Raw genomic sequence first — 20,361 nt, 5'->3', positions numbered from 1 at the left:
GGTGCGGGGATCAGGCGGCGATCGCGGCGGGGCGCGCGAGAGCACCCGCGGCTTCGGCGACCAGATTGTCGAGGCGTCGGGCGACGCCCTCGTTGACGACCCGGCCGTCGACGATGTCACGGTCGACGACGAAGACGGCGGTCGGCAGGGTGTGGGCGTCGAACGAGCCGAACAGCGGCCGGAGTTGGTGCTCCACCGCCAGCGCATGGCGGTCCGAGCCGCCGGTCGCGAGCAGGGCCACGGGCACGCCGGCCAGCGCCTTGTAGTCGACGAGGTCGATCAGGTGCTTGAAGAAGCCGGTGTAGGAGCCTTTGTAGACAGGAGAACCGGCGACGATGAGGTCCGCGCTCTCGATGGCGGCGAGGGCGGCTTCAAGCGCCGGCGAAGCCGCCGCGCGGCTGAAGGCCTGGCCGAGGTCGGGGCCGATTTCGGCGACGTCGATCAGCGTGACGGCGCCGCCGGAGCGGGACTGGATGCGGCCCGCGACGTCTTCCACGAGGCGGCGCGTGCGGGACGGCTGCGACAGGCTGCCGGTGATCGCGACGATGGACTTGCGGGTCGTCATGCGTAGGCCTCCTGGAGAGCGTCTGCAGGCGCTTCCGCGGCGACGCGGTCGCCGGTCCTGAACAACTGATCGAGGATGATCCCCTCGAGCCGCGCGAGTTCGGGCGAGCCGCGGCGGCGGGGGCGGGGAAGGTCGACGGCGAGGTCGAGCGCGATGGCGCCGTCCTCGACGAGCACGACGCGGTCGGCGAGCGCGAGCGCTTCGGAGACGTCATGGGTCACGAGCACGGCGGTGAAACCCTGTTCGCGCCAGATGCGCTCGACGAGGCCCTGCATCTCGATCCGGGTCAGCGCGTCGAGCGCGCCCAGCGGCTCGTCGAGCGCGAGCAGGCGCGGATGACTGACGAGGGCGCGGGCCAGCGCCACGCGCTGCTTCTGGCCGCCGGACAGCGCGGACGGCCAGTCGCCGCCCCGGTCGCCAAGACCGACCTCATCCAGTGCGTTCTGGGCGGCATCCAGTGCGTTCTGGGCGGCGGCGCGGGCGGCGGATTTGTCGGACTTGTTGCGGACGCCGACCACGACGTTGTCGATCACGCGCGCCCAGGGCAGCAGCCGGGGTTCCTGGAACATGATGCGCGCCGCCTGCACGTTGGGCGCCGCGTCCGCCACGCGCACGTCGCCCGCGGTCGGGGCTTCCAGGCCCAGGATGGTGCGGAGCAGAGTGCTCTTGCCGCAGCCGCTCTTGCCGACGACGGCGACGAACTGGCCCGCCGGAATGTGCAGGTCGACGTTCTTGAGCACGGGCTTCACGCCGAAGGACTTCGACAGGCCGCGCAGGGTAACGGTGGCCCCCTTGCCGCCGGCGCCGAGACGCGTGGTTCCGCTGGTCTGCCGTTGGGCGATTGGCGAAAAGGCCGCGGGGCCGCGGGCCGTAAGCGAGCGTGCGGTCATCGACGACGTCCTTCAGTGCGCGAGGTAGGCCGGGTGCCAGGAGAGCGTCGCGCGCTCGAGCCAGCGGGCGATGGTGTCGGCGAGTTTGCCGAGCAGCGCGTAGATCAGGATCGACAGCACCACGACGTCGACCAGCATGAACTCGCGGGCGTTCATGGCCATGTAGCCGAGGCCCGAGGAGGCCGAGATCGTCTCGGCGACGATCAGCGTCAGCCACATGATGCCGAGGGCGTAGCGCAGGCCGACGAAGATCGACGGCAGGGCGCCCGGCAGCACCACCCGGAAGAACAGCTCGCGGTTCGTCATGCCGTAGGCCCGGCCCATCTCCACGAGCTGGGCGTCGACGGTGCGCACGCCGTGCAGCGTGTTGAGGTAGATCGGGAACGACACCCCGAGCGCGACCAGGAAGACCTTGGCGGTCTCGTCGATGCCGAACCACAGGATGACCAGCGGGATCATGGCGAGGTGCGGGATGGTGCGCACCATCTGGATGGTGGGATCGGTGAGGCGCTCCGAAAGCTTCGACAGGCCGTTCGCGAGACCGAGCGCGAAGCCGATGCCGCCGCCGATCACGAAGCCGACGCCGGCCCGCCACGCGCTGATGCCGATGTTGGTCCAGAGTTCGCCCGAGAGCGCGAGGCGCCAGCCGGCGGCCACCACCGCTGTCGGCGCCGGCAGCACCTCCGGCGCCAGCTGGCCAAGGGACGAAAGGGCCTGCCACACGAGGATCAACCCGACGGGGATGACGAAGGCGAGGAGGTTCTTGGAGTCGAAACGCATGGGTCAGGCTCCCGCGGTCCAGACCGCGTCCGCGACCACCACCGGCGTCGGGATCAGTCCCAGGCGGTGGAAGCGGTCGGCGTTGGCCTGCTGGGTCGCGACCACGTCCGGCGTCACGGCCCGCACCGCGTAGCCGGTGCGCGTCTGCGCGCGGCGCTGCGCCTCGATCGGGGTCTTGGTGGCTCCGGCGAAGAGATCGGCCACCTCGTCCTTGTGGGCGTCGGCCCAAACGCCGACGCGGGCGAACTCGTCGATCACGGCCTTCAGCAGCGCGGGGTTCTCGGTCGCGAAGCCGCGGTTGGCGAGGGTGAAGCCGTTCTGCGGGCCGGCCTCGGCGCTCGAGGCGAGCACCCGGGCGCCGAGCGTCTGCTCCGCGATGGCGAAGAACGGGTCCCACACCGCCCAGGCGTCGACGGCGCCGCGGGAGAAGGCGGCCTGTCCGTCCGCGGGCGGCAGGTAGGCGGCCGTCACGTCGTCGAACGAAATGCCGGACTTTTCAATCAGCTGGACGGCGACGTTGTGGGCGCTGGAGCCCTTCGGGATCGCGATCCGCTTGCCCTTGAGTTCGGCGACCGACTGAAGCGGCGAGTCCTTCGGGACGAGGATCGCGGCGCCGGAGGCGGGGTAGGTCGCGGCGTAAACGAAGCGGGCGCGGGCGGCCTGGGCGAAGATCGGGGGCGCGTCGCCGGCGGTGCCGATGTCGATCGAGCCGACGTTCAGCGCCTCGAGCAGAGGCGGGCCGAAGGTGAACTCCAGCCACTCGATCGTCACGCCGTCGGCGGCGAACCGCTCTTCCAAAGCGTGGCGGGTCTTGGCGATCAGGAAGACGCCGTTCTTCTGCAGGCCGATCCGGATCTTCTTCGCGTCGGCGCGGACGGTGCCGGCGAAGGGCAGGGCGGAAGCGGCGGCGAGCGCTCCAAGCGCGGTGCGGCGGGTGAACATGAGGTTAATCTCGGGTTTCGTGTCCGGAGCGGCGGCGCGCTCGATACGGACGGGAGCGGGTCAGGCGGAACGTCGGTCAGCGCGAAGGTCGACAGCGCATCGGATCGGGCCCTCGGCGGGGTTCGGTCGGCCGCGATCGTCGCTGCCACGTGGCTATAACCATCTAATTCCATAGAACGTGTCAACATTAAAAGCGACAACGCCCCTCAGCGGGGTGTGAACCGCGCGCGACGGAAGGCGGGCGCGCGGCGCCGCTCGGATGGGCTAGGAAGGAGCCGATGCGCCCGCGGACGCGAATCGCCGCCCCCGGCGCGCCAACGCCATCGCTCGGCCAGGGAGGTCGTCCGTGCCCAATCCGCCGTCCGCCGTCCCGGCGCCGTCCCGGTCCGCCGGCTTCGGCCTGAAGCGCGTTTCCTCGGGCGTGCTCGGTTACGCCTCGGGCCTGCCCTTGCTGCTGGTTGGAAGCACCTTCGCGTTCTGGCTCCGAGAGTCGGGCGTCAGCGTGCAGGTCATCGGCCTCCTGTCCTGGGCGAGCATCGCGTACAGCCTGAAGTTCCTGATCGCGCCGGCGATGGACGCCTACAGCCTCGGGCCGCTCGGGCGAGCGCTCGGGCGTCGGCGGGCGTGGATCTTCGCCGCTCAGGTCTGCGTCGCGGTCGGCCTCGCGGCCATGGCCTTTGGCGATCCGGCGGCCAATCTCACGCTGGCCGCCATCGGCTGCTTCGCGACCGCCGCCGCCTCCGCCACCCAGGACGCGGCGGTCGACGGCTGGCGCGTCGAGGCGGCCGGGCCGGACGAGCAGGGCCTGCTGGTCGCGGCCTACCAGCTCGGCTACCGGCTGGCGATGCTGACCGCCGGCGCCGGCGCGCTCTACCTCGCCACCGGGTTCGGCTGGATCGGCGCCTATGGCGGCATGGCGGCGATCATGGCGCTGGTCGCGGTGCTCACGCTCACCGTCATCCCCTCGACCGACCGCGACGCCGACCGCGCCGAGCCCACAAGCGCCGCGTCCGCGCTCGCGGCGCCGCTGCGCGACCTGGTCGCGCTGGTGGCCGCCACGCCGATCGCCACGCTCGCCCTGATCGGGCTCTACCGGGTGCCGGACCAACTCGCGAACGTGATGTCGTCGCCGCTCTACAAGGACCTCGGCTTCACCAACGTCGAGATCGCCAACGTCACCAAGATCTTCGGCGTCGCGCTCGGGATCGCCGGAGCGTTCCTCGGCGGCTTCCTGCTGAAGAGCTTCAGCGTCCGGACCGTGCTGATCATCGGCATCGTGGCCTCGTCCGCGACCAATCTGTTCTACACGGCGCTCGCGGCGTCCGGCCACAGCGTGGCGATGCTCACCGCCACCATCAGCTTCGACAACGTCGCCTCGGCGGTCGCCGGCACGGCGCTGATCGCCTTCATGTCGAAGCTTGCGGCGTCGGAGTTTTCCGCCACCCGCTACGCCGTGCTGAGCTCGATCTACGCGCTGCCCGGCCATCTGCTCGCAGGCGGCTCCGGCTTCGGCGTGGCCGCGGTCGGCTACGGCCCCTATTTCGTCATCACCTTCCTCACCGGCCTGCCGGCGCTCTTGCTTTGCCTGTGGCTTCCGCGCGAGAGCAGGGCGTCGACGAAGGCCGCGGCCGACGCCGCGTCCTGACGCCGTTCGAAACGCCTACGAGGAGATCTCCATGTCCAACCGCATCGTCCTGCGCGCCGGCGAGGCGCTCGTCGCCGGCGGCCCTCCCGGCACCGCGGCCGAGCCTGAAGTCGTCATCGGCGAACTCGACGGTCCGGTGGGCACGGCGCTCGCGACGTTGACGGGCGACCAGGTCGCCGGCCACACCCGCGTCTTCGCCCTGCTGAACACCGACATCATGGTGCGGCCCGTGACGCTCTGCGTCTCCAAGGTCACCGTCGACAACCCGCGCTACACCAACATCCTGATGGGCACGGTGCAGTTCGCGATCGCCAACGGCGTGCTCGACGCGGTCCGCGAAGGGCTGATCCCGAAGGAGAAGGCCAACGACCTCGGCATCATCTGCTCGGTCTGGCTCGCGCCCACCATCGTCGACGTCGAGAATCTCGACCACAAGGTCCTGTTCGACATCCACCGCAAGGGCATGACCCAGGCGATCCGCAAGGCCATGTCGAACGAGCCGACGATCGACTGGCTGCTGGAGAACCAGGAGCGGATCACCCACAAGTACTACCAGATGGGCCTCGACGGTAAGGTCTGAGCCCGGGGGCGGGGGCGGCCGCCGCGCGCCGCCTCCGCCACCCGCGCCGTCATCCCCAACCCGGGCCGTCATGGTCCGGCTTGACCGGACCATCCATCTCGGGCGTGGCGTTCGACGTCTGGGGTGGGTCCTCCGGTCAAGCCGGAGGACGACGGGGAGGGTGGCCCCGGCGGGGCGTGGACGTCGCTGCTTGCGGGCGACCGCCGTCTTGCGCCGCCGCGGCGGACGCCGTTCGGATCAGGCGAACGCGCCGTTGATGCCGGAGGGGAAGAAGCCGCCCTTCGCGCCGGTGGGCGACAGGTAGACGATGTTCTTCACCTGAGGGACCGAGCGGCTGTAGGCCACCGAGAAGGCGTCGGTCGGGACGAGGTTCGCCTTGTCAGCGGTGCCGATGCCCTGGTCGAGGTCGGTCGTCCCGTCGAGCGAGTCGCGGGCGTTCGAGATCGCCTGGGCGGCGTCGAACAGGCCGAGGCCGAACAGGATCGTGCGGATGACGCCGGCGTGGTAGGCCTCGACCGCGAGGATGCCGGCGGCGGTTTCAAGCAGCGCCTTGTTGGCGAGCAGTGGCGCCGCGCCCTTGTAGGCGGTCACGCCCACGTCCTCGAAGATGTAGGCCGCGAGCAGGAAGTTGGTCTCGTTCGCGAAGGCGTCGAAGGTCTGGCCCTCGCCGATCAGGCCCGCGGCCTGGGCGGCGGCGGTGAAGCTGTCGCGCAGGTTGATCGCCGGCCGCGCCACGCGCTGGGAGCCGAGGGCGCCGCGCAGCAGCTTGACGTGCTTCTCCTCGTCGTCCGCGATCTCTTCGGCGTAGAGGCGGATGTTCTTGGTGGCGAAGGTCACCTTGCGGCCGCCGATCACGCCGCCGAGGCGCCCCGTACCGGAGACGTCGCCGCTCGCCAGTCCGCGGCCGAAAGCGGCGCGGACATAGAACTCGGCTTCGAGGTACTCGAGGTTCAGCGCGAAATTGAGCACGTCGAGGTCGGTTGTCGCGGCGGCGGCGGGCGCGGCGCCGGTCGCGGCGAACACGGCGGCGCCGGCTGCGCCGAGACCGCAGGCGCGGATGAAGGCGCGGCGTCCGGCCTCGAGGTCGAGGACGGCGGGGCGGGTCGTCTTGTCGGTCGTGTGCGTCATGGTCGGTCGGGCTCCCTTGAGAGTTTTGATCTGGCCGCGGATCGGCGTGCGGCGTCCCGCACGGGACGCGGCGCTTTACGCAAACGAAGGCTCACGCCGCCGCGCGGGATCGCGCGGAGGCCGATGGGCGAAGCCGTTCGGCTCGCCTGAGAAAAGGTCAGAACTTGTAGGCGACGCCGGCGCGGACGAAGTGCGCGTCCTGTTCGATCTCGACCGGCTGGGTTCCGCCGACCGCGCTCCGGGACGTGAACTTCTCCTTGCCGAAATCGACGTACTGGTACTCGGCGCGGACGATCACGTTGTCGGTGACCGCATAGTCGACGCCGCCGCCCACGGCGTAGCCGTAGCGGGTCCCGGAGGACTTCTTGCGGAAGTCGAACGGGGCGCCGAACGGGCTGTCGCGCTTGAAGTCGACGTCGCCGCCGATCGCAAGGCCGCCCGTGCCGAACACCAGGATGCGATCGAAGGCGTAGCCGATCCGGCCGCGGACCGTTCCGAACAGATCGTCGGCGTTTGCCTTGCAGGTGAAGTTGAACGGCGCGCCGTTGCCGCAGCTCTTCGACTTGCCGCCGAAGTCGCCGATCGTGACGTCGGCCTCGGCGCCGACCACGATCGCGTCGAACTGGTAGTTCACGCCGACGAACGCCGTGCCGGTCAGACCGTCGACCGAATTCTTGTAGCTGAACCGGTCGCCGAGCCCGCGGTTCTTCACGTCGAGGTCGCTGAAGGCGTAGCCGATCGCGCCGCCGACGTAGACGCCGCTCCAGGTGAAGCCGGACACGGCGATCGCCTCGGCGGGGGCTTCAAAGGGCAGGTCGGCCGCGCGCGCCGGGACGGTCGAAGCCGCCAGGGCCGTCGCCAGAGCGAGGCATGAGGTCGTGAACAGGCGCATGCGAAGACCCTCCAGTCAGGGCCGGTAGAATGGGCCCGTCTTCGCTGCTGACAATCGCTACTTCAGTATCCTTGGAGTTGCGAACTCGAGTCCGTGTCTAAATTTCAACACGACTTTGTAGCGTGGAATTTATGCACTGTGAAATTCGAAGAACTACGTGGAGTCGGCCTAAGTAAAACTTCGCTCGCGCGGCGCGACCCCGGCCTCGCGACAGCGAAATCCGGCGCTCATTGCAGACGCGCGCCAGTGAATGCAGCTTCAAGTTGCGGCAGGAGGCGTCTTGTTACCTCGCGTGATCGGCGCGGCGCGCGGAAGGTTGCATCGCGCATGGCGCGGCCTCGGGCGGTCTGCTCGATCTCGTGTGGGTTGTGCTGGCGAAGGCGCTCGCGTCCAAAAACGCTTGAAAACGCCCTGAAAAAAATCGTTCGAGCGACACAACCAGCGGGGCGCGCCCCGCGTACGCGGCGGTCGCGAACGCAACGGGGCGGGTTATGAGCCCGCCCCGTTGTGGCGCTTCAGCAGCAGCGCATCACGCCGGTCCGCCCGCCGCCGCCGTAGCGGCGGTCGGTGGCGTCCCGGAAGAAGGCGGAGCGGGTCATCGGCTCCGTCTCCGGATGGGTCGCCCGGACGTGGGCGACGTAGCGATCGTAGTCCGGCACCCCGACCATCAGATGCGCGGTCTCCCGCGCCGCCCGACAGGCGCAGACCAGCGGGTCGAGCTTGAGGCGGACGGACTGGAGCGCCTGTCGCATCGGGTCACTCCGCCGGCGCGACGTGCGCGTCGTTGGCGGTGACGTCGTCGGACTTCAGGGCGATGAAGATCCACTTCAGCCCGAAGAACACCATGGCGATCACCACCGACATGAAGGCGATGGTGAGGCCGGCGTTGACGTAGTCGTTGAACACGATGCGGCCCATCTGCTCCACGGTCTTCGCCGGGGCCAGAACCTGGCCTGCGGCCGCCGCGTCGCCGAACTTCCGGGCGTGCGCCAGGAAGCCGATGGCGGGCGAGGGGTGGAACAGCTTCTCGGCGCCGGCGGTCAGCGTGCAGATCAGCAGCCACACCGTCGGGACGATCGTGACCCAGGCGTAGCGCTGCCGCTTCATCTTGAACAGCGCGACCGTGCACAGCATCAGGGCGATCGCCGCCAGCATCTGGTTGGAGATGCCGAACAGCGGCCACAGCGTGTTGATGCCGCCCAGCGGATCGATGACGCCCTGGTAGAGGAAGTAGCCCCAGGCGGTCACCGCGATCGCCGTGGCGATCACGTTCGCCGTCCACGACTTGGTGTCGCGGAACGACGGCACGGCGTTGCCGACGAGGTCCTGGATCATGAAGCGGCAGACGCGCGTGCCGGCGTCGACCGTCGTCAGGATGAACAGGGCCTCGAACAGGATGGCGAAGTGGTACCAGAACGCCATCAGCGCCTCGCCGCCGATGAGCTGCGAGAGGATGTGCGACATGCCGACGGCGAGCGTCGGCGCGCCGCCGGCGCGGGACAGGATGGTGCTCTCGCCCACCTGCTGGGCGATCAGCGTCAGATCGGCGGGCGTCACGACGAAGCCCCAGGCCGAAACGGCGGCCGCGGCGGTCTCCGGCGTCGTGCCGATCAGCGCGGCCGGGCTGTTCATGGCGAAGTAGATGCCTGGGTCGAGCACCGAGGCCGCGATCAGCGCCATGATGGCGACGAAGCTCTCGGTGAGCATCGCGCCGTAGCCGATGAAGCGGGCCTGGGTCTCGTTCTCGATCAGCTTCGGCGTGGTGCCGGAGGCGATCAGCGAGTGGAAGCCCGAGACCGCGCCGCAGGCGATGGTGATGAAGAGGAAGGGGAACAGCGAGCCGGCGAACACCGGGCCGGTGCCGTCGACGAACTTGGTGACCGCCGGCATCTTCACGTCCGGCATCACCACGAGGATGCCGACGGCGAGGCCGACGACGGCGCCGATCTTCAGGAAGGTCGAGAGGTAGTCGCGCGGCGCGAGCAGCAGCCACACCGGGATCACCGAGGCCACGAAGCCGTAGCCGATGATCATCAGCGCGATGGCCTCGCCCTTGAAGGTGAACAGCGGCGCGAGCGTCGGGCTCTCCGCCACGTGCTGGCCGTAGACGATCGAGGCCATCAGCAGCACGACGCCGATAACGGAGATCTCGCCGACATGGCCGGGGCGCAGGTAGCGGCCGTAGAGCCCCATGAAGAGCGCGATCGGGATCGTCGCCGCGACGGTGAACATGCCCCAGGGCGAGCCCACCAGCGCCTTGACGACGACGAGGGCGAGCACCGCCAGCAGGATCACCATGATCAGCAGGATGCCGATCTGGGCGATCATGCCCGCGGTCTGGCCCATCTCCTGACGGATGATGTCGCCGAGCGAGCGGCCGTCACGGCGGGTCGAAAGGAACAGGACGATGAAGTCCTGCACCGCACCGGCGAACACGACGCCGACGATGATCCAGAGCGTGCCGGGCAGGTAGCCCATCTGCGCCGCGAGCACGGGGCCGACCAGCGGGCCGGCGCCGGCGATGGCCGCGAAGTGGTGGCCGAACAGCACGTATTTGTTGGTCGGAACGTAATCGAGGCCGTCGTTCAGGCGGGTCGCCGGCGTCGCGTAGCGGGGATCGAGCCGGAGCACCTTGTTCGCGATGAACAGGCCATAATAGCGGTAGGCGACGAGGTAGCTGCAGACCGCCGCGACGACGATCCAGAGCGCGCCGATCGATTCGCCGCGGTGGAGCGCGACGGTGCCGAGCGCGAAGGCGCCGATCAGCGCGAGCGCAATCCAGGGTGCATGGGAACGTATGGCTGTCATCGGGCCCTCCCGGCCAAGCCGCGGGCGCCGTCTTTTCAATTGTTCCGCCCGCTAACGTTCTTTCCTTAATCCTATCCGCAGCGGTACGTAAACGCCGCGCGGCGCACGTCCCCCGAAATAACCTGACACGTTGAAGACGGATGCGCGCCTGTGCTCGTAAGGCTATGTTCGCGCTCGCGGACACCGCACGTCCGCGCACCTGGACAGACGATGCTCGACAAGCTGGACTTCCTTCTCGCCCTCGCACAGGAGCGGCATTTCGGGCGCGCCGCCGAGACCTGCGGGGTCACGCAGCCCACGCTGTCCGCCGGGGTGAAACAGCTCGAGGACGCGCTCGGCGTGCGGCTCGTCGAGCGCGGCTCGCGGTTTCACGGCTTCACGCCCGAAGGCCAGAGGGCGCTGGAATGGGCGCGCCGGATCGTCGGCGACGCCCGCGCCATGCGCCAGGACATCGACGCGCTGAAGCGCGGCGTGGTGGGGCATCTGCGGATCGCGGTGATCCCGACGGCGCTGCCGATGGTGGCGCAGCTCACCACGCCCTACCGCGCGCAGCATCCCGACGTCCGCTTCACGATCCTGAGCAGCACGTCCCTCGACATCGGCGCCGCGCTCGACAATCTCGAGATCGACGCCGGCATCACCTATCTCGACAACGAGCCGCTGGGACGGGTGTCCGTGACGCCGATCTGGCGGGAGGGCTACCGCCTGATCACCGCCGCCGACGGCGAGTTCGGCGCGCGGGAGACGGTCACCTGGCGCGACGTCGGCCGATTGCCGCTCTGCCTGCTGACGCCGGACATGCAGAACCGCCGGATCGTCGAGACGCTGCTGCGCGAGGCCGGAGCGTCCCCCTCGCCGACGCTCGAATCGAACGACACCGTCGTGCTGCTGAGCCACGTCCGCACCGGCGCATGGTCGAGCATCCTTCAGCAGAGCTTCACCGACGTCATGGGCCTGCCGCCCAACATCCGGTCGATACCAATCGTCGACCCGGAGGTGGTGCACACGGTGGGGCTGGTGGTGCCGCATCGTGATCCGACGACGCCCGCTACGACTGCTCTGGTCGCAACGGCCAAGACGCTCGCCTCCCGGCTTGCGTCAGTGTAGCTGGATACCGCCTGTCGGACGTGCGGCGGCGTGCCCGCGATAGGAATGTTCTATCGCGTAACGGAACACGCCCATTGATGCGCGGGGGAGAACGACACACTCTTTAGAACAACAAGAATTCAATATGGAGGATGCGCGGACCATGACGACGGGTCATATCGTCTCAGGATCGCGCCATGCGCACGAAGCGTGGTCGCCGACCCGAGGACGCGAGATCATCGCGGACCACCTGCCGCTCGAGGGAGCGACGCTGCCGATCCTGCACGCCCTGCAGGAGACCTTCGGCTATGTGCCGCAGGACGCGATCCCCCTGATCGCCGACGCGATGAACCTGTCGCGCGCCGAGGTGCACGGCACCTTCACCTTCTACCATGATTTCCGGCACGAGCCGGCCGGCAAGCACGTCGTCAAGATCTGCGTCGCCGAAGCCTGCCAGGCCGCCGGCGGCCACGTCACGTCCGCGAAGGTCGGCGAGGCGCTCGATTGCGCCTACGGCGAGACCCGCGCCGACGGCCAGGTCACGCTCGAGCCCATCTACTGCCTTGGCCTGTGCGCCTGCGCGCCGGCGGCCATGGTGAACGGCCGCTTGATCGGCCGGCTGGACGACGAGGCGATCGACGAGATCGCCGCGGAGGTGCGTTCATGACCGCCCGCATCTACGTTCCCGGCGACGCCGCAGCCGTCGCGCTCGGCGCCGACAAGGTCGCCAAGGCGTTCGCCGACGCCTTCGCGGCGCGCGGCCTCGACGTCCAGATCGTCCGCAACGGCTCGCGCGGCATGTTCTGGCTCGAGCCGCTGGTCGAGGTCGTCACCCCCTTCGGCCGCCGCGTCGGCTACGGCCCCGTCAAGCCGCGCGACGTGGACGCGCTGATCGACGGCGGGCTGCTCGAAGGCCGGAGCGGTCCCCTCTATCTCGACAACGTCGAGAAGATCCCGTTCTTCGCCAAGCAGGAGCGCTTCACCTTCAAGCGCGTCGGGATCACCGACCCGGTCTCGCTCGACGACTACCTCGCCCACGGCGGCTACAAGGGCCTCGAGCGCGCCATCGCGATCGGCCCGTCCGAGACCGTGGAGCAGGTGTTCGAGAGCGGCCTGCGGGGCCGCGGCGGCGCGGGCTTCCCGACCGGCATCAAGTGGCGCACCGTCGCCGCCTGCGCGCCGGGCAAAAAATACATCGTCTGCAACGCCGACGAGGGCGACAGCGGCACCTTCGCCGACCGCATGATCATGGAGGGCGACCCCTTCCAGCTGATCGAGGGCATGACGATCGCCGGCGTCGCGGTGGGCGCGGACAAGGGCTACGTCTACTGCCGCTCGGAGTATCCGCACGCCGTCGCCGCCATGAACAAGGCGGTCGCGGCCGCGCGCAAGGCCGGATACCTCGGCTCCCGCATCGCGGGCTCCGAGTACGACTTCGACATGGAGATCCGCGTCGGGGCCGGGGCCTACGTCTGCGGCGAGGAGACCTCGCTGCTCGAGAGCCTTGAGGGCCGTCGCGGCCTCGTCCGCGCCAAGCCGCCGCTGCCGGCTCACAAGGGCCTGTTCGGCAAGCCGACGGTGATCAACAACGTCATCTCGCTCGCCTCGGTGCCCTTCATCATGGCCGAGGGCGCCAAGGCCTACGCCGACGTCGGCTTCGGCCGCTCGCGCGGCACCATGCCGATCCAGCTCGCCGGCAACGTCAAGTATGGCGGCCTCTACGAGATCGCCTTCGGCGTCACGCTCGGCGAACTGGTCGAGGAGATCGGCGGCGGCACGTTCACCGGGCGTCCGGTGCGCGCGGTGCAGGTCGGCGGCCCGCTCGGCGCCTACTTCCCTCGCGAGCTGTTCGACACCCCGTTCGACTACGAGGCCTTCGCCAAGAAGGATGGCCTGATCGGCCACGGCGGCATCGTGGTCTTCGACGACAGCGTCGACATGGCCAAGCAGGCCCGCTTCGCGATGGAGTTCTGCTCTGTCGAGAGCTGCGGCAAGTGCACGCCCTGCCGCATCGGCTCCACCCGCGGCGTCGAGGTGATGGACAAGATCATCGCCGGCGTCGAGCGCGAGAAGAACCTCGCGATCCTGGAAGACCTGTCCCACACGATGAAACTGGGCTCGCTGTGCGCTCTCGGCGGCTTCACTCCGTATCCCGTGATGAGCGCGCTCACCCACTTCCCCGAAGATTTCGGCCGCGGCTCGGTGCCGCTGGCCGCCGAGTGAGGAGGAACTGATGTCCCTCGTCCATGAGACCGACTACGGCACCCCGCTCTCCAAGTCCGAGAAGATGGTGACGCTCACCATCGACGGCGAAAAGATCACGGTGCCCGAAGGCACGTCGATCATGCGCGCCGCGATGGAGGCCGGAAACGCCATTCCGAAGCTCTGCGCCACCGACAGCGTCGAGGCCTACGGCTCCTGCCGTCTTTGCCTCATCGAGATCGAGGGCCGCGCCGGCACGCCGGCCTCCTGCACCACCCCGGCCATGGACGGCCTCGTGGTGAAGACTCAGACCCCGCGGCTGAAGCAGCTCCGCAAGGGCGTGATGGAGCTCTACATCTCCGATCACCCGCTCGATTGCCTTACCTGCGCCGCGAACGGCGACTGCGAGCTGCAGGAGCAGGCGGGCGTCGTCGGCCTGCGCGAAGTCCGTTACGGCTATGAGGGCGAGAACCACCTCGTCTCCAAGAAGGACGAGTCGAACCCGTACTTCACCTACGACCCGTCAAAGTGCATCGTCTGCTCGCGCTGCGTCCGCGCCTGCGAGGAGGTGCAGGGCACCTTCGCGCTGACGATCTCGGGCCGCGGCTTCGAGAGCCGCGTGTCCGCCGGCATGAACGAGCCGTTCCTGCAGTCTGAATGCGTGTCCTGCGGCGCCTGCGTGCAGGCCTGTCCGACCGCGACCCTGCAGGAGAAGTCGGTCATCGCGATCGGCACGCCGGAGCACTCCGTCGTCACGACCTGCGCCTATTGCGGCGTCGGCTGCACCTTCAAGGCCGAAATGCGCGGCGACGAGCTCGTCCGCATGGTGCCGTGGAAGGACGGCAAGGCGAACCACGGCCATTCCTGCGTCAAGGGCCGCTTCGCCTATGGTTACGCCAGCCACAAGGAGCGCATCCTCAAGCCGATGATCCGCGCCAAGATCACCGATCCGTGGCGTGAGGTGTCGTGGGAGGAGGCGATCGAATACACCGCCTCCGAGTTCAAGCGCATCCAGGGCAAATACGGCCGTTCGTCGATCGGCGGCATCACCTCCTCGCGCTGCACCAACGAGGAGACCTACCTCGTCCAGAAGCTGGTGCGCGCCGGCTTCGGCAACAACAACGTCGACACCTGCGCCCGCGTCTGCCACTCGCCGACCGGCTACGGCCTGAAGACCACCTACGGCACCTCGGCCGGCACCCAGGACTTCGACTCGGTCGAAGAGTCGGACGTGATCTTCGTCATCGGCGCCAACCCGACCGACGGCCATCCGGTGTTCGCGAGCCGCATGAAGAAGCGGCTGCGCGAGGGCGCCCGGTTGATCGTGGCGGACCCCCGCCGCATCGACCTCGTGAAGAGCCCGCACATCCGCGCGGACTACCACCTGCCGCTGAAGCCCGGCACCAACGTCGCGCTGGTCACGGCGATGGCCCACGTCATCGTCACCGAAGGCCTGATCGACGAGGCCTTCGTGCGCGAGCGCGGCGATCTGGAGACCTTCCAGGACTGGGCGGCTTTCGTGTCCGAGGAGCGGCATTCGCCCGAGGCCACCGAGAGCATCACCGGCGTGCCGGCGAACCTGGTGCGCGGCGCGGCCCGGCTTTACGCCACCGGCGGCGACGCGGCGATCTACTACGGCCTCGGCGTCACCGAGCACAGCCAGGGCTCGACCACCGTCATGGCGATCGCGAACCTCGCGATGGCCACCGGCAACATCGGTCGGCGCGGCGTCGGCGTGAACCCGCTGCGTGGCCAGAACAACGTGCAGGGCTCCTGCGACATGGGCTCGTTCCCGCACGAGTACCCGGGCTATCGCCACGTCTCCGAGGACGGCGTGCGCGAGATGTTCGAGACCCTGTGGGGCGTGCCGCTGGACCCGGAACCCGGCCTGCGCATCCCGAACATGCTGGACGCGGCCGTCGACGGGACGTTCAAGGGCCTCTACGTGCAGGGCGAGGACATCGCCCAGTCCGACCCGGACACCTATCACGTCACCTCCGGCCTCGCGGCCATGGAGTGCGTGGTGGTGCAGGACCTGTTCCTGAACGAGACCGCGAACTACGCCCACATCTTCCTGCCGGGCTCGTCGTTCCTCGAGAAGGACGGCACCTTCACCAACGCCGAACGCCGCATCCAGCGCGTGCGCAAAGTGATGGCGCCGAAGGCGGTCTACGCCGACTGGGAGGTGACGCTGCTCATCGCCAAGGCGATGGGCTACGAGATGGACTACAGCCACCCGTCCGAGATCATGGACGAGATCGCGGCCTCCACCCCGAGCTTCGCGGGCGTCTCCTTCGCGGCGCTCGAGGACAAGGGCTCGATCCAGTGGCCGTGCAACGAAGAGGCGCCGGACGGCACGCCGATCATGCACATCGGCGGCTTCGTGCGCGGCAAGGGCAACTTCGTCATCACCGAATACGTCGGCACCGACGAGAAGGTGGGGCCGCGGTTCCCGCTGCTGCTCACCACCGGCCGCATCCTCAGCCAGTACAACGTCGGCGCGCAGACCCGCCGCACGGAGAACTCGCGCTGGCACGAGGAGGACCGGCTGGAGATCCACCCGGTGGACGCCGAGGACCGCGGCGTGCGCGACGGCGACTGGGTGTCTCTCCGCAGCCGCGCCGGCGAGACGAGCCTCCGGGCTCTGATCACCGACCGTGTGGCGCCGGGCGTGGTCTACACCACGTTCCACCACCCGAACACGCAGGCCAACGTCATCACCACCGACTTCTCGGACTGGGCGACCAACTGTCCCGAGTACAAGGTGACGGCGGTGCAGGTGTCGCCCTCCAACGGCCCGAGCGCCTGGCAGGAGGGCTACGAAGAGCACTCCGACCTCAGCCGCCGAATTCTGCCGGTCGCGGCGGAGTAGGCTGTTCGTCATCCCGGACGACGCCGGAAGGCGTCGATCCGGGATCGTCTTCCGGACGAAGCGCGCTTATCTGCGGACGATCCCGGCTCTGCGCTTCGCTCCGGCCGGGATGACGCGAGACCACATGACCACCCCTCCGCCCCCCATCGTTCGCATCTCCCGCGCCGTCTGGCGCGACGGGACCCTGCGCGAGACCTCGGAGCGAGCGACGCCGGCGGAGACGCCGATCGCGCTGGTCTACGACGGCGGCACGCAGGCGGTCATGATGGCGTCGCCGGCCGACGTCGAGGACTTCGCCGTCGGCTTCAGCCTGACCGAGGGCATCGTCGGCGACGCCTCCGAGATCGAGAGCCTCGAGATCGTGGACCAGGGCGTCGGGCTGGAAGCCCGGATGTGGCTCGCGAAGGACCTTGGCCGCTCGCTCAGCGCCCGCCGTCGCAGCCTCGCCGGCCCGACGGGCTGCGGCCTTTGCGGCATCGACAGCCTGGAGCAGGCGGTGAAGCCCGCCCGCCGGGTGACCGCCGACGCGGTCTTCACGGCGACGGACGTGCATGAAGCGCTCGAGGCGCTGTCGCGGGCGCAGGCGCTGAACTTCGCCACGCGCGCCGTGCATGGCGCCGGCTTCTACCGTCCGGGGCAGGGGCTCGTCGCCGCGCGCGAGGACGTCGGCCGCCACAACGCGCTGGACAAGCTCGCCGGCCATCTCGCCCGCTCCGGCGAAAACGCCGCGACCGGTTTCGTCGCGCTGACCAGCCGCGTCTCGGTCGAGATGATCCAAAAGGCTTCCGTAATCGGCGTCGGTCTCGTGGTGGCGGTCTCCGCCCCGACGGCGCTCGGCGTCGCCATGGCGGAGGAGGCCGGGATCACGCTGGCCGCCATCGCCCGCGGCGACGGTTTCGAAGTCTTTACCCACCCCCATCGCATCGTCGCGGACAGGGCGCCGGAGAGCGCCGTCCGCCTGAGCTGAGGAAACCGCCATGGCCCACGCCCACCAAGCCCGCCCGGGCGTCCCCGAGATCGAGGGCCGCGAGCACAAGACCACGCTCGACCGCCTGATCTACATGGCGAACCAGATCGGCTGGTTCTTCAACAGCCAGCCCGAAGCCAAGCGCGTGCCGGGCCTGGTCGACCACATCCAGCATTTCTGGGACCCGCGGATGAAGGCGGAGATCTTCGAGCACGTGGCCAAGGGCGGGGCGGGGCTCGAGCCGGCGCCGCTCGAGGCGCTCAAGGTGCTGAAGGCGGCCCATGACGGGAAGCAGGCCACCCGCGGCGAGGCCGAACGCGTCCCGACGCCCGAACCTCGCACGGGCGAGGCGCCGCTCGAGGTGACCGAGAACGGCCGCGGCTGATCCTGAAAGTCCCGAAGCCCCGCCCCGTGTCCCGCACGTAATGCGGGCTCCGGGCGCGCGGCGCGTCTGAAGTAAAAGCGCAATGCCTTCGCGCTTTACTTCAGAGAGCCCTAGCGCGGGGTTCCAAGCCAAGCTCTCCATGACGCGTCTGGTTATCTTACGCGCCATAAAAAAGTGACCATTTGGCCACAATCTTTACCTCACGTTGGGGTCTAAGCAGTTCCACGTAGTCCTTTCGGGGCCAGAGTCCGCAATAAGCGGGGACTTGGTCCCGGAGACTCACGATGCGATTCATGCCGCCTCTCGCCGCCGTCGTCCTCGCGAGCGGTCTCGCCGCGTGCGTGAACCATCCGCCGCTCGTCGAGCGCGCATCCTATGTCGACAAGGTCGACGTCACGGTTCGTCCGACGGTCAACTCGACGACGCTCGCGGAGGTGGTGCGCCAGCGCATGCGCGGGCAAGCGGGTCGCTTCGGCCGCACGGGCGCGCCGAAGGACATCCAGGTCGCCGTGACCAGTCTGCACTACAAGGATCCGGCGCTGTCGCTGTTGATCGGCGACGCCAATCATATCGCCGCGCACGTCAACGTTCGTGATGCGCAGAGCGGCAAGTCGCACGGCGAGTTCGACGTCACGGCGATGGACAACGCGGCCATCAACGGCGTGATCGGCGCGGCGATGGCGGCCACCCAGAACAAGGCCGAGGTTGATCGCGCCCTCGCCAACGGCCTCGCGCGCAACGTGCTCGAGCGGGTCTACGGCACCGACGTCTCGAAGCAGGTGTTCGCGCAGCCCTACGCCGAGCCGCTCGAGACCTCTCCGGCCGTCGCTCCCGCGGCGGCTCCCGATGCTCCGAAGGCTGCGCCGAAGGCGGCTCCCGCCAAGCCCAAGGAGCCCAAGACGGCGATGGCGGAGCCCGTCGCCGCCCGCTGAAGGCCCGCGACGCCTCGATCCATTGTCGACGTTGCGGCGCAACAGGCCGCGGGGTACGCCGTCCTGACGATCCTCAAGACGGCGGAGCCTCGGGCGGACATGAAGGACATCGTAGCGGAGCTCGAGCAGCGCCGGGCGACCGCCCGGCTCGGCGGCGGCCAGAAGCGGATCGACGCCCAGCACGCCCGCGGCAAGCTCACGGCGCGCGAACGGCTCGAGATCCTGCTCGATCCGGGCTCGTTCGAAGAATACGACATGTTCGTCCAGCATCGCTCCCATGACTTCGGCATGGAGAAGCAGACCATCCCGGGCGACGGCGTCGTCACCGGCTGGGGCACGGTCAACGGCCGCAAGGTCTTCGTGTTCGCGAAGGACTTCACGGTGTTCGGCGGCTCGCTCAGCGAGACCCACGCCCAGAAGATCATCAAGATCCAGGACATGGCGATCCGCAACCGGGCGCCGATCATCGGCCTGTTCGACGCCGGCGGCGCGCGCATCCAGGAGGGCGTCGCGGCGCTCGGCGGCTACGGCGAGGTGTTCCAGCGCAACGTCCTGGCCTCCGGCGTCATCCCGCAGATCTCGCTGATCATGGGTCCCTGCGCCGGCGGCGACGTCTACTCCCCCGCGATGACCGACTTCATCTTCATGGTGCGCGATCGCTCCTACATGTTCGTCACCGGACCGGACGTGGTGAAGACCGTCACCAACGAGACGGTGACCTCGGAGGAGTTGGGCGGCGCCAAGGTCCACACCACCAAGTCCTCGATCGCCGACGGCGCCTACGACAACGACGTCGACGCGCTGATCGAGATGCGTCGGCTGATGGACTTCCTGCCGGGCAACAACCGCGACGGCGCGCCGGAGTGGCCGTCCTTCGACGATCCCGAGCGCTACGACCCCTCGCTCGACACGCTGATCCCGGACAACCCGAACAAGCCCTACGACATAAAGGAGCTGATCCTGAAGACGGTCGACGAGGGCGACTTCTTCGAGATCCAGGCTGAGTTCGCGAAGAACATCGTCACCGGCTTCGGCCGGATGGACGGCCGCACCGTGGGCTTCGTGGCGAACCAGCCGATGGTTCTGGCGGGCGTGCTGGACAGCGACGCCTCCCGCAAGGCCGCGCGGTTCGTGCGCTTCTGCGATTGCTTTGAGATCCCGATCGTGACCTTCGTCGACGTTCCGGGCTTCCTGCCGGGCACTGCGCAGGAGTACGGCGGCCTGATCAAGCACGGCGCCAAGCTGCTGTTCGCCTACGCCGAGGCCACCGTGCCGAAGGTCACCGTCATCACCCGCAAAGCCTTCGGCGGCGCCTACGACGTCATGGCGTCCAAGCATCTGCGCGGCGACGTGAACTACGCCTGGCCCTCGGCCCAGATCGCGGTGATGGGCGCCAAGGGCGCGGTCGAGATCATCTTCCGCGGGGCCGACGCCGAAGGGATCGCCGCCAAGACGAAGGAATATGAGGACCATTTCCTCACACCCTTCATCGCGGCCGAGCGCGGCTACATCGACGAGGTCATCAAGCCGCGCTCGACCCGGCGGCGCGTCGCCCGGGCGCTCGCCATGCTGCGCGGCAAGCGGCTCGAGAACCCCTGGAAGAAGCACGACAACATCCCGCTCTGAGCGCAGTTCAAGCGGCTCGATGACGTCAAAAGCCCGCGGCCGGGTTCGGTTGCGGGCTTTT

Annotated in this window: 18 protein-coding genes; 10 read left to right on the top strand and 8 right to left on the bottom strand. The window is 68.9% G+C overall.

Annotation, left to right across the window (positions count from 1 at the left end; genetic code table 11):
* Positions 1 to 10: 10 nt before the first annotated feature.
* The 4 genes from msuE to METY_RS11075 are packed head-to-tail and all read right to left on the bottom strand — an operon-like array spanning position 11 to position 3,177.
* The gene (gene msuE, locus METY_RS11090; RefSeq protein WP_103121452.1) at positions 11 to 565 is read right to left on the bottom strand and encodes an FMN reductase; all 555 of its coding nucleotides are present in this window, start codon (positions 563 to 565) and stop codon (positions 11 to 13) included.
* A complete protein-coding gene (locus METY_RS11085) occupies positions 562 to 1,455 on the bottom strand; it encodes an ATP-binding cassette domain-containing protein (protein ID WP_103121451.1) in 894 nt (297 codons plus the stop codon). The genes msuE and METY_RS11085 overlap by 4 nt, the downstream gene beginning before the upstream one ends.
* Positions 1,456 to 1,467: 12 nt before the next feature.
* Positions 1,468 to 2,235 carry an aliphatic sulfonate ABC transporter permease SsuC gene (gene ssuC / locus METY_RS11080; RefSeq protein ID WP_103121450.1) on the bottom strand — a complete coding sequence of 256 codons (768 nt, stop codon included), beginning with the start codon at positions 2,233 to 2,235 and terminating at the stop codon, positions 1,468 to 1,470.
* Between the two features lie 3 nt (positions 2,236 to 2,238).
* Positions 2,239 to 3,177 (bottom strand): aliphatic sulfonate ABC transporter substrate-binding protein, encoded by a 939-nt coding sequence (locus METY_RS11075; RefSeq protein ID WP_103121449.1) that lies wholly within the window; start codon positions 3,175 to 3,177, stop codon positions 2,239 to 2,241.
* A gap of 346 nt (positions 3,178 to 3,523) precedes the next feature.
* On the opposite strand from METY_RS11075, the gene METY_RS11070 reads away from it, so the two are divergent.
* Positions 3,524 to 4,822: an AmpG family muropeptide MFS transporter gene (locus METY_RS11070; protein ID WP_103121448.1), complete on the top strand. Its 1,299-nt coding sequence runs from the start codon at positions 3,524 to 3,526 to the stop codon at positions 4,820 to 4,822.
* Between the two features lie 31 nt (positions 4,823 to 4,853).
* Entirely contained in the window at positions 4,854 to 5,402 is a 549-nt protein-coding gene (locus METY_RS11065) for a formaldehyde-activating enzyme (RefSeq protein ID WP_020184602.1), read from the top strand.
* A 237-nt stretch (positions 5,403 to 5,639) separates the two neighbouring features.
* On the opposite strand, the gene METY_RS11060 is transcribed toward METY_RS11065, so the two are convergent.
* From METY_RS11060 to METY_RS11045, 4 genes are all read right to left on the bottom strand, one after another.
* On the bottom strand, positions 5,640 to 6,530 hold the full coding sequence (locus METY_RS11060; RefSeq protein ID WP_103121447.1) for a ferritin-like domain-containing protein: 891 nt from the start codon (positions 6,528 to 6,530) through the stop codon (positions 5,640 to 5,642).
* 157 nt (positions 6,531 to 6,687) lie between these two features.
* Positions 6,688 to 7,422 carry an outer membrane protein gene (locus METY_RS11055; RefSeq protein ID WP_103121446.1) on the bottom strand — a complete coding sequence of 245 codons (735 nt, stop codon included), beginning with the start codon at positions 7,420 to 7,422 and terminating at the stop codon, positions 6,688 to 6,690.
* Between the two features lie 515 nt (positions 7,423 to 7,937).
* Positions 7,938 to 8,174, bottom strand: a complete 237-nt coding sequence (locus METY_RS11050; RefSeq protein WP_103121445.1) for a YbdD/YjiX family protein — start codon at positions 8,172 to 8,174, stop codon at positions 7,938 to 7,940.
* Positions 8,175 to 8,178: 4 nt separating this feature from the next.
* Positions 8,179 to 10,230 (bottom strand): carbon starvation CstA family protein, encoded by a 2,052-nt coding sequence (locus tag METY_RS11045; RefSeq protein ID WP_103121444.1) that lies wholly within the window; start codon positions 10,228 to 10,230, stop codon positions 8,179 to 8,181.
* A gap of 210 nt (positions 10,231 to 10,440) precedes the next feature.
* On the opposite strand from METY_RS11045, the gene METY_RS11040 reads away from it, so the two are divergent.
* From METY_RS11040 to METY_RS11005, 8 genes are all read left to right on the top strand, one after another.
* A complete protein-coding gene (locus METY_RS11040) occupies positions 10,441 to 11,337 on the top strand; it encodes a LysR family transcriptional regulator (RefSeq protein ID WP_103121443.1) in 897 nt (298 codons plus the stop codon).
* 142 nt (positions 11,338 to 11,479) lie between these two features.
* On the top strand, positions 11,480 to 11,983 hold the full coding sequence (locus tag METY_RS11035; RefSeq protein WP_024816265.1) for a formate dehydrogenase subunit gamma: 504 nt from the start codon (positions 11,480 to 11,482) through the stop codon (positions 11,981 to 11,983).
* Positions 11,980 to 13,539 (top strand): formate dehydrogenase beta subunit, encoded by a 1,560-nt coding sequence (locus tag METY_RS11030; protein WP_103121442.1) that lies wholly within the window; start codon positions 11,980 to 11,982, stop codon positions 13,537 to 13,539. The genes METY_RS11035 and METY_RS11030 overlap by 4 nt, the downstream gene beginning before the upstream one ends.
* A gap of 10 nt (positions 13,540 to 13,549) precedes the next feature.
* On the top strand, positions 13,550 to 16,390 hold the full coding sequence (gene fdhF / locus METY_RS11025) for a formate dehydrogenase subunit alpha (protein ID WP_103121441.1): 2,841 nt from the start codon (positions 13,550 to 13,552) through the stop codon (positions 16,388 to 16,390).
* A gap of 124 nt (positions 16,391 to 16,514) precedes the next feature.
* A complete protein-coding gene (gene fdhD, locus METY_RS11020; protein WP_103121440.1) occupies positions 16,515 to 17,357 on the top strand; it encodes a formate dehydrogenase accessory sulfurtransferase FdhD in 843 nt (280 codons plus the stop codon).
* A gap of 10 nt (positions 17,358 to 17,367) precedes the next feature.
* On the top strand, positions 17,368 to 17,742 hold the full coding sequence (locus METY_RS11015) for a formate dehydrogenase subunit delta (protein ID WP_103121439.1): 375 nt from the start codon (positions 17,368 to 17,370) through the stop codon (positions 17,740 to 17,742).
* 293 nt (positions 17,743 to 18,035) lie between these two features.
* Positions 18,036 to 18,674, top strand: coding sequence for a hypothetical protein (locus METY_RS11010; protein ID WP_146035710.1), 639 nt, complete (start codon positions 18,036 to 18,038; stop codon positions 18,672 to 18,674).
* A gap of 99 nt (positions 18,675 to 18,773) precedes the next feature.
* A complete protein-coding gene (locus tag METY_RS11005; RefSeq protein ID WP_103121437.1) occupies positions 18,774 to 20,300 on the top strand; it encodes an acyl-CoA carboxylase subunit beta in 1,527 nt (508 codons plus the stop codon).
* Positions 20,301 to 20,361 lie beyond the last annotated feature (61 nt).

This window comes from Methylopila sp. Yamaguchi (assembly GCF_002897035.1).
In the GTDB taxonomy this organism is placed as follows: Bacteria; Pseudomonadota; Alphaproteobacteria; order Rhizobiales; family Methylopilaceae; genus Methylopila.
This window is presented reverse-complemented; position numbering and strand designations above follow the sequence as displayed.

Bases quoted from the DNA above. Each gene is read 5' to 3' on its own strand.
- msuE (WP_103121452.1), bottom strand. From the start codon at position 565: ATGACGACCCGCAAGTCCATCGTCGCGATCACCGGCAGCCTGTCGCAG.
- METY_RS11085 (WP_103121451.1), bottom strand. From the start codon at position 1,455: ATGACCGCACGCTCGCTTACGGCCCGCGGCCCCGCGGCCTTTTCGCCA.
- ssuC (WP_103121450.1), bottom strand. From the start codon at position 2,235: ATGCGTTTCGACTCCAAGAACCTCCTCGCCTTCGTCATCCCCGTCGGG.
- METY_RS11075 (WP_103121449.1), bottom strand. From the start codon at position 3,177: ATGTTCACCCGCCGCACCGCGCTTGGAGCGCTCGCCGCCGCTTCCGCC.
- METY_RS11065 (WP_020184602.1), top strand. From the start codon at position 4,854: ATGTCCAACCGCATCGTCCTGCGCGCCGGCGAGGCGCTCGTCGCCGGC.
- METY_RS11060 (WP_103121447.1), bottom strand. From the start codon at position 6,530: ATGACGCACACGACCGACAAGACGACCCGCCCCGCCGTCCTCGACCTC.
- METY_RS11055 (WP_103121446.1), bottom strand. From the start codon at position 7,422: ATGCGCCTGTTCACGACCTCATGCCTCGCTCTGGCGACGGCCCTGGCG.
- METY_RS11050 (WP_103121445.1), bottom strand. From the start codon at position 8,174: ATGCGACAGGCGCTCCAGTCCGTCCGCCTCAAGCTCGACCCGCTGGTC.
- METY_RS11045 (WP_103121444.1), bottom strand. From the start codon at position 10,230: ATGACAGCCATACGTTCCCATGCACCCTGGATTGCGCTCGCGCTGATC.
- METY_RS11040 (WP_103121443.1), top strand. From the start codon at position 10,441: ATGCTCGACAAGCTGGACTTCCTTCTCGCCCTCGCACAGGAGCGGCAT.
- METY_RS11035 (WP_024816265.1), top strand. From the start codon at position 11,480: ATGACGACGGGTCATATCGTCTCAGGATCGCGCCATGCGCACGAAGCG.
- METY_RS11030 (WP_103121442.1), top strand. From the start codon at position 11,980: ATGACCGCCCGCATCTACGTTCCCGGCGACGCCGCAGCCGTCGCGCTC.
- fdhF (WP_103121441.1), top strand. From the start codon at position 13,550: ATGTCCCTCGTCCATGAGACCGACTACGGCACCCCGCTCTCCAAGTCC.
- fdhD (WP_103121440.1), top strand. From the start codon at position 16,515: ATGACCACCCCTCCGCCCCCCATCGTTCGCATCTCCCGCGCCGTCTGG.
- METY_RS11015 (WP_103121439.1), top strand. From the start codon at position 17,368: ATGGCCCACGCCCACCAAGCCCGCCCGGGCGTCCCCGAGATCGAGGGC.
- METY_RS11010 (WP_146035710.1), top strand. From the start codon at position 18,036: ATGCCGCCTCTCGCCGCCGTCGTCCTCGCGAGCGGTCTCGCCGCGTGC.
- METY_RS11005 (WP_103121437.1), top strand. From the start codon at position 18,774: ATGAAGGACATCGTAGCGGAGCTCGAGCAGCGCCGGGCGACCGCCCGG.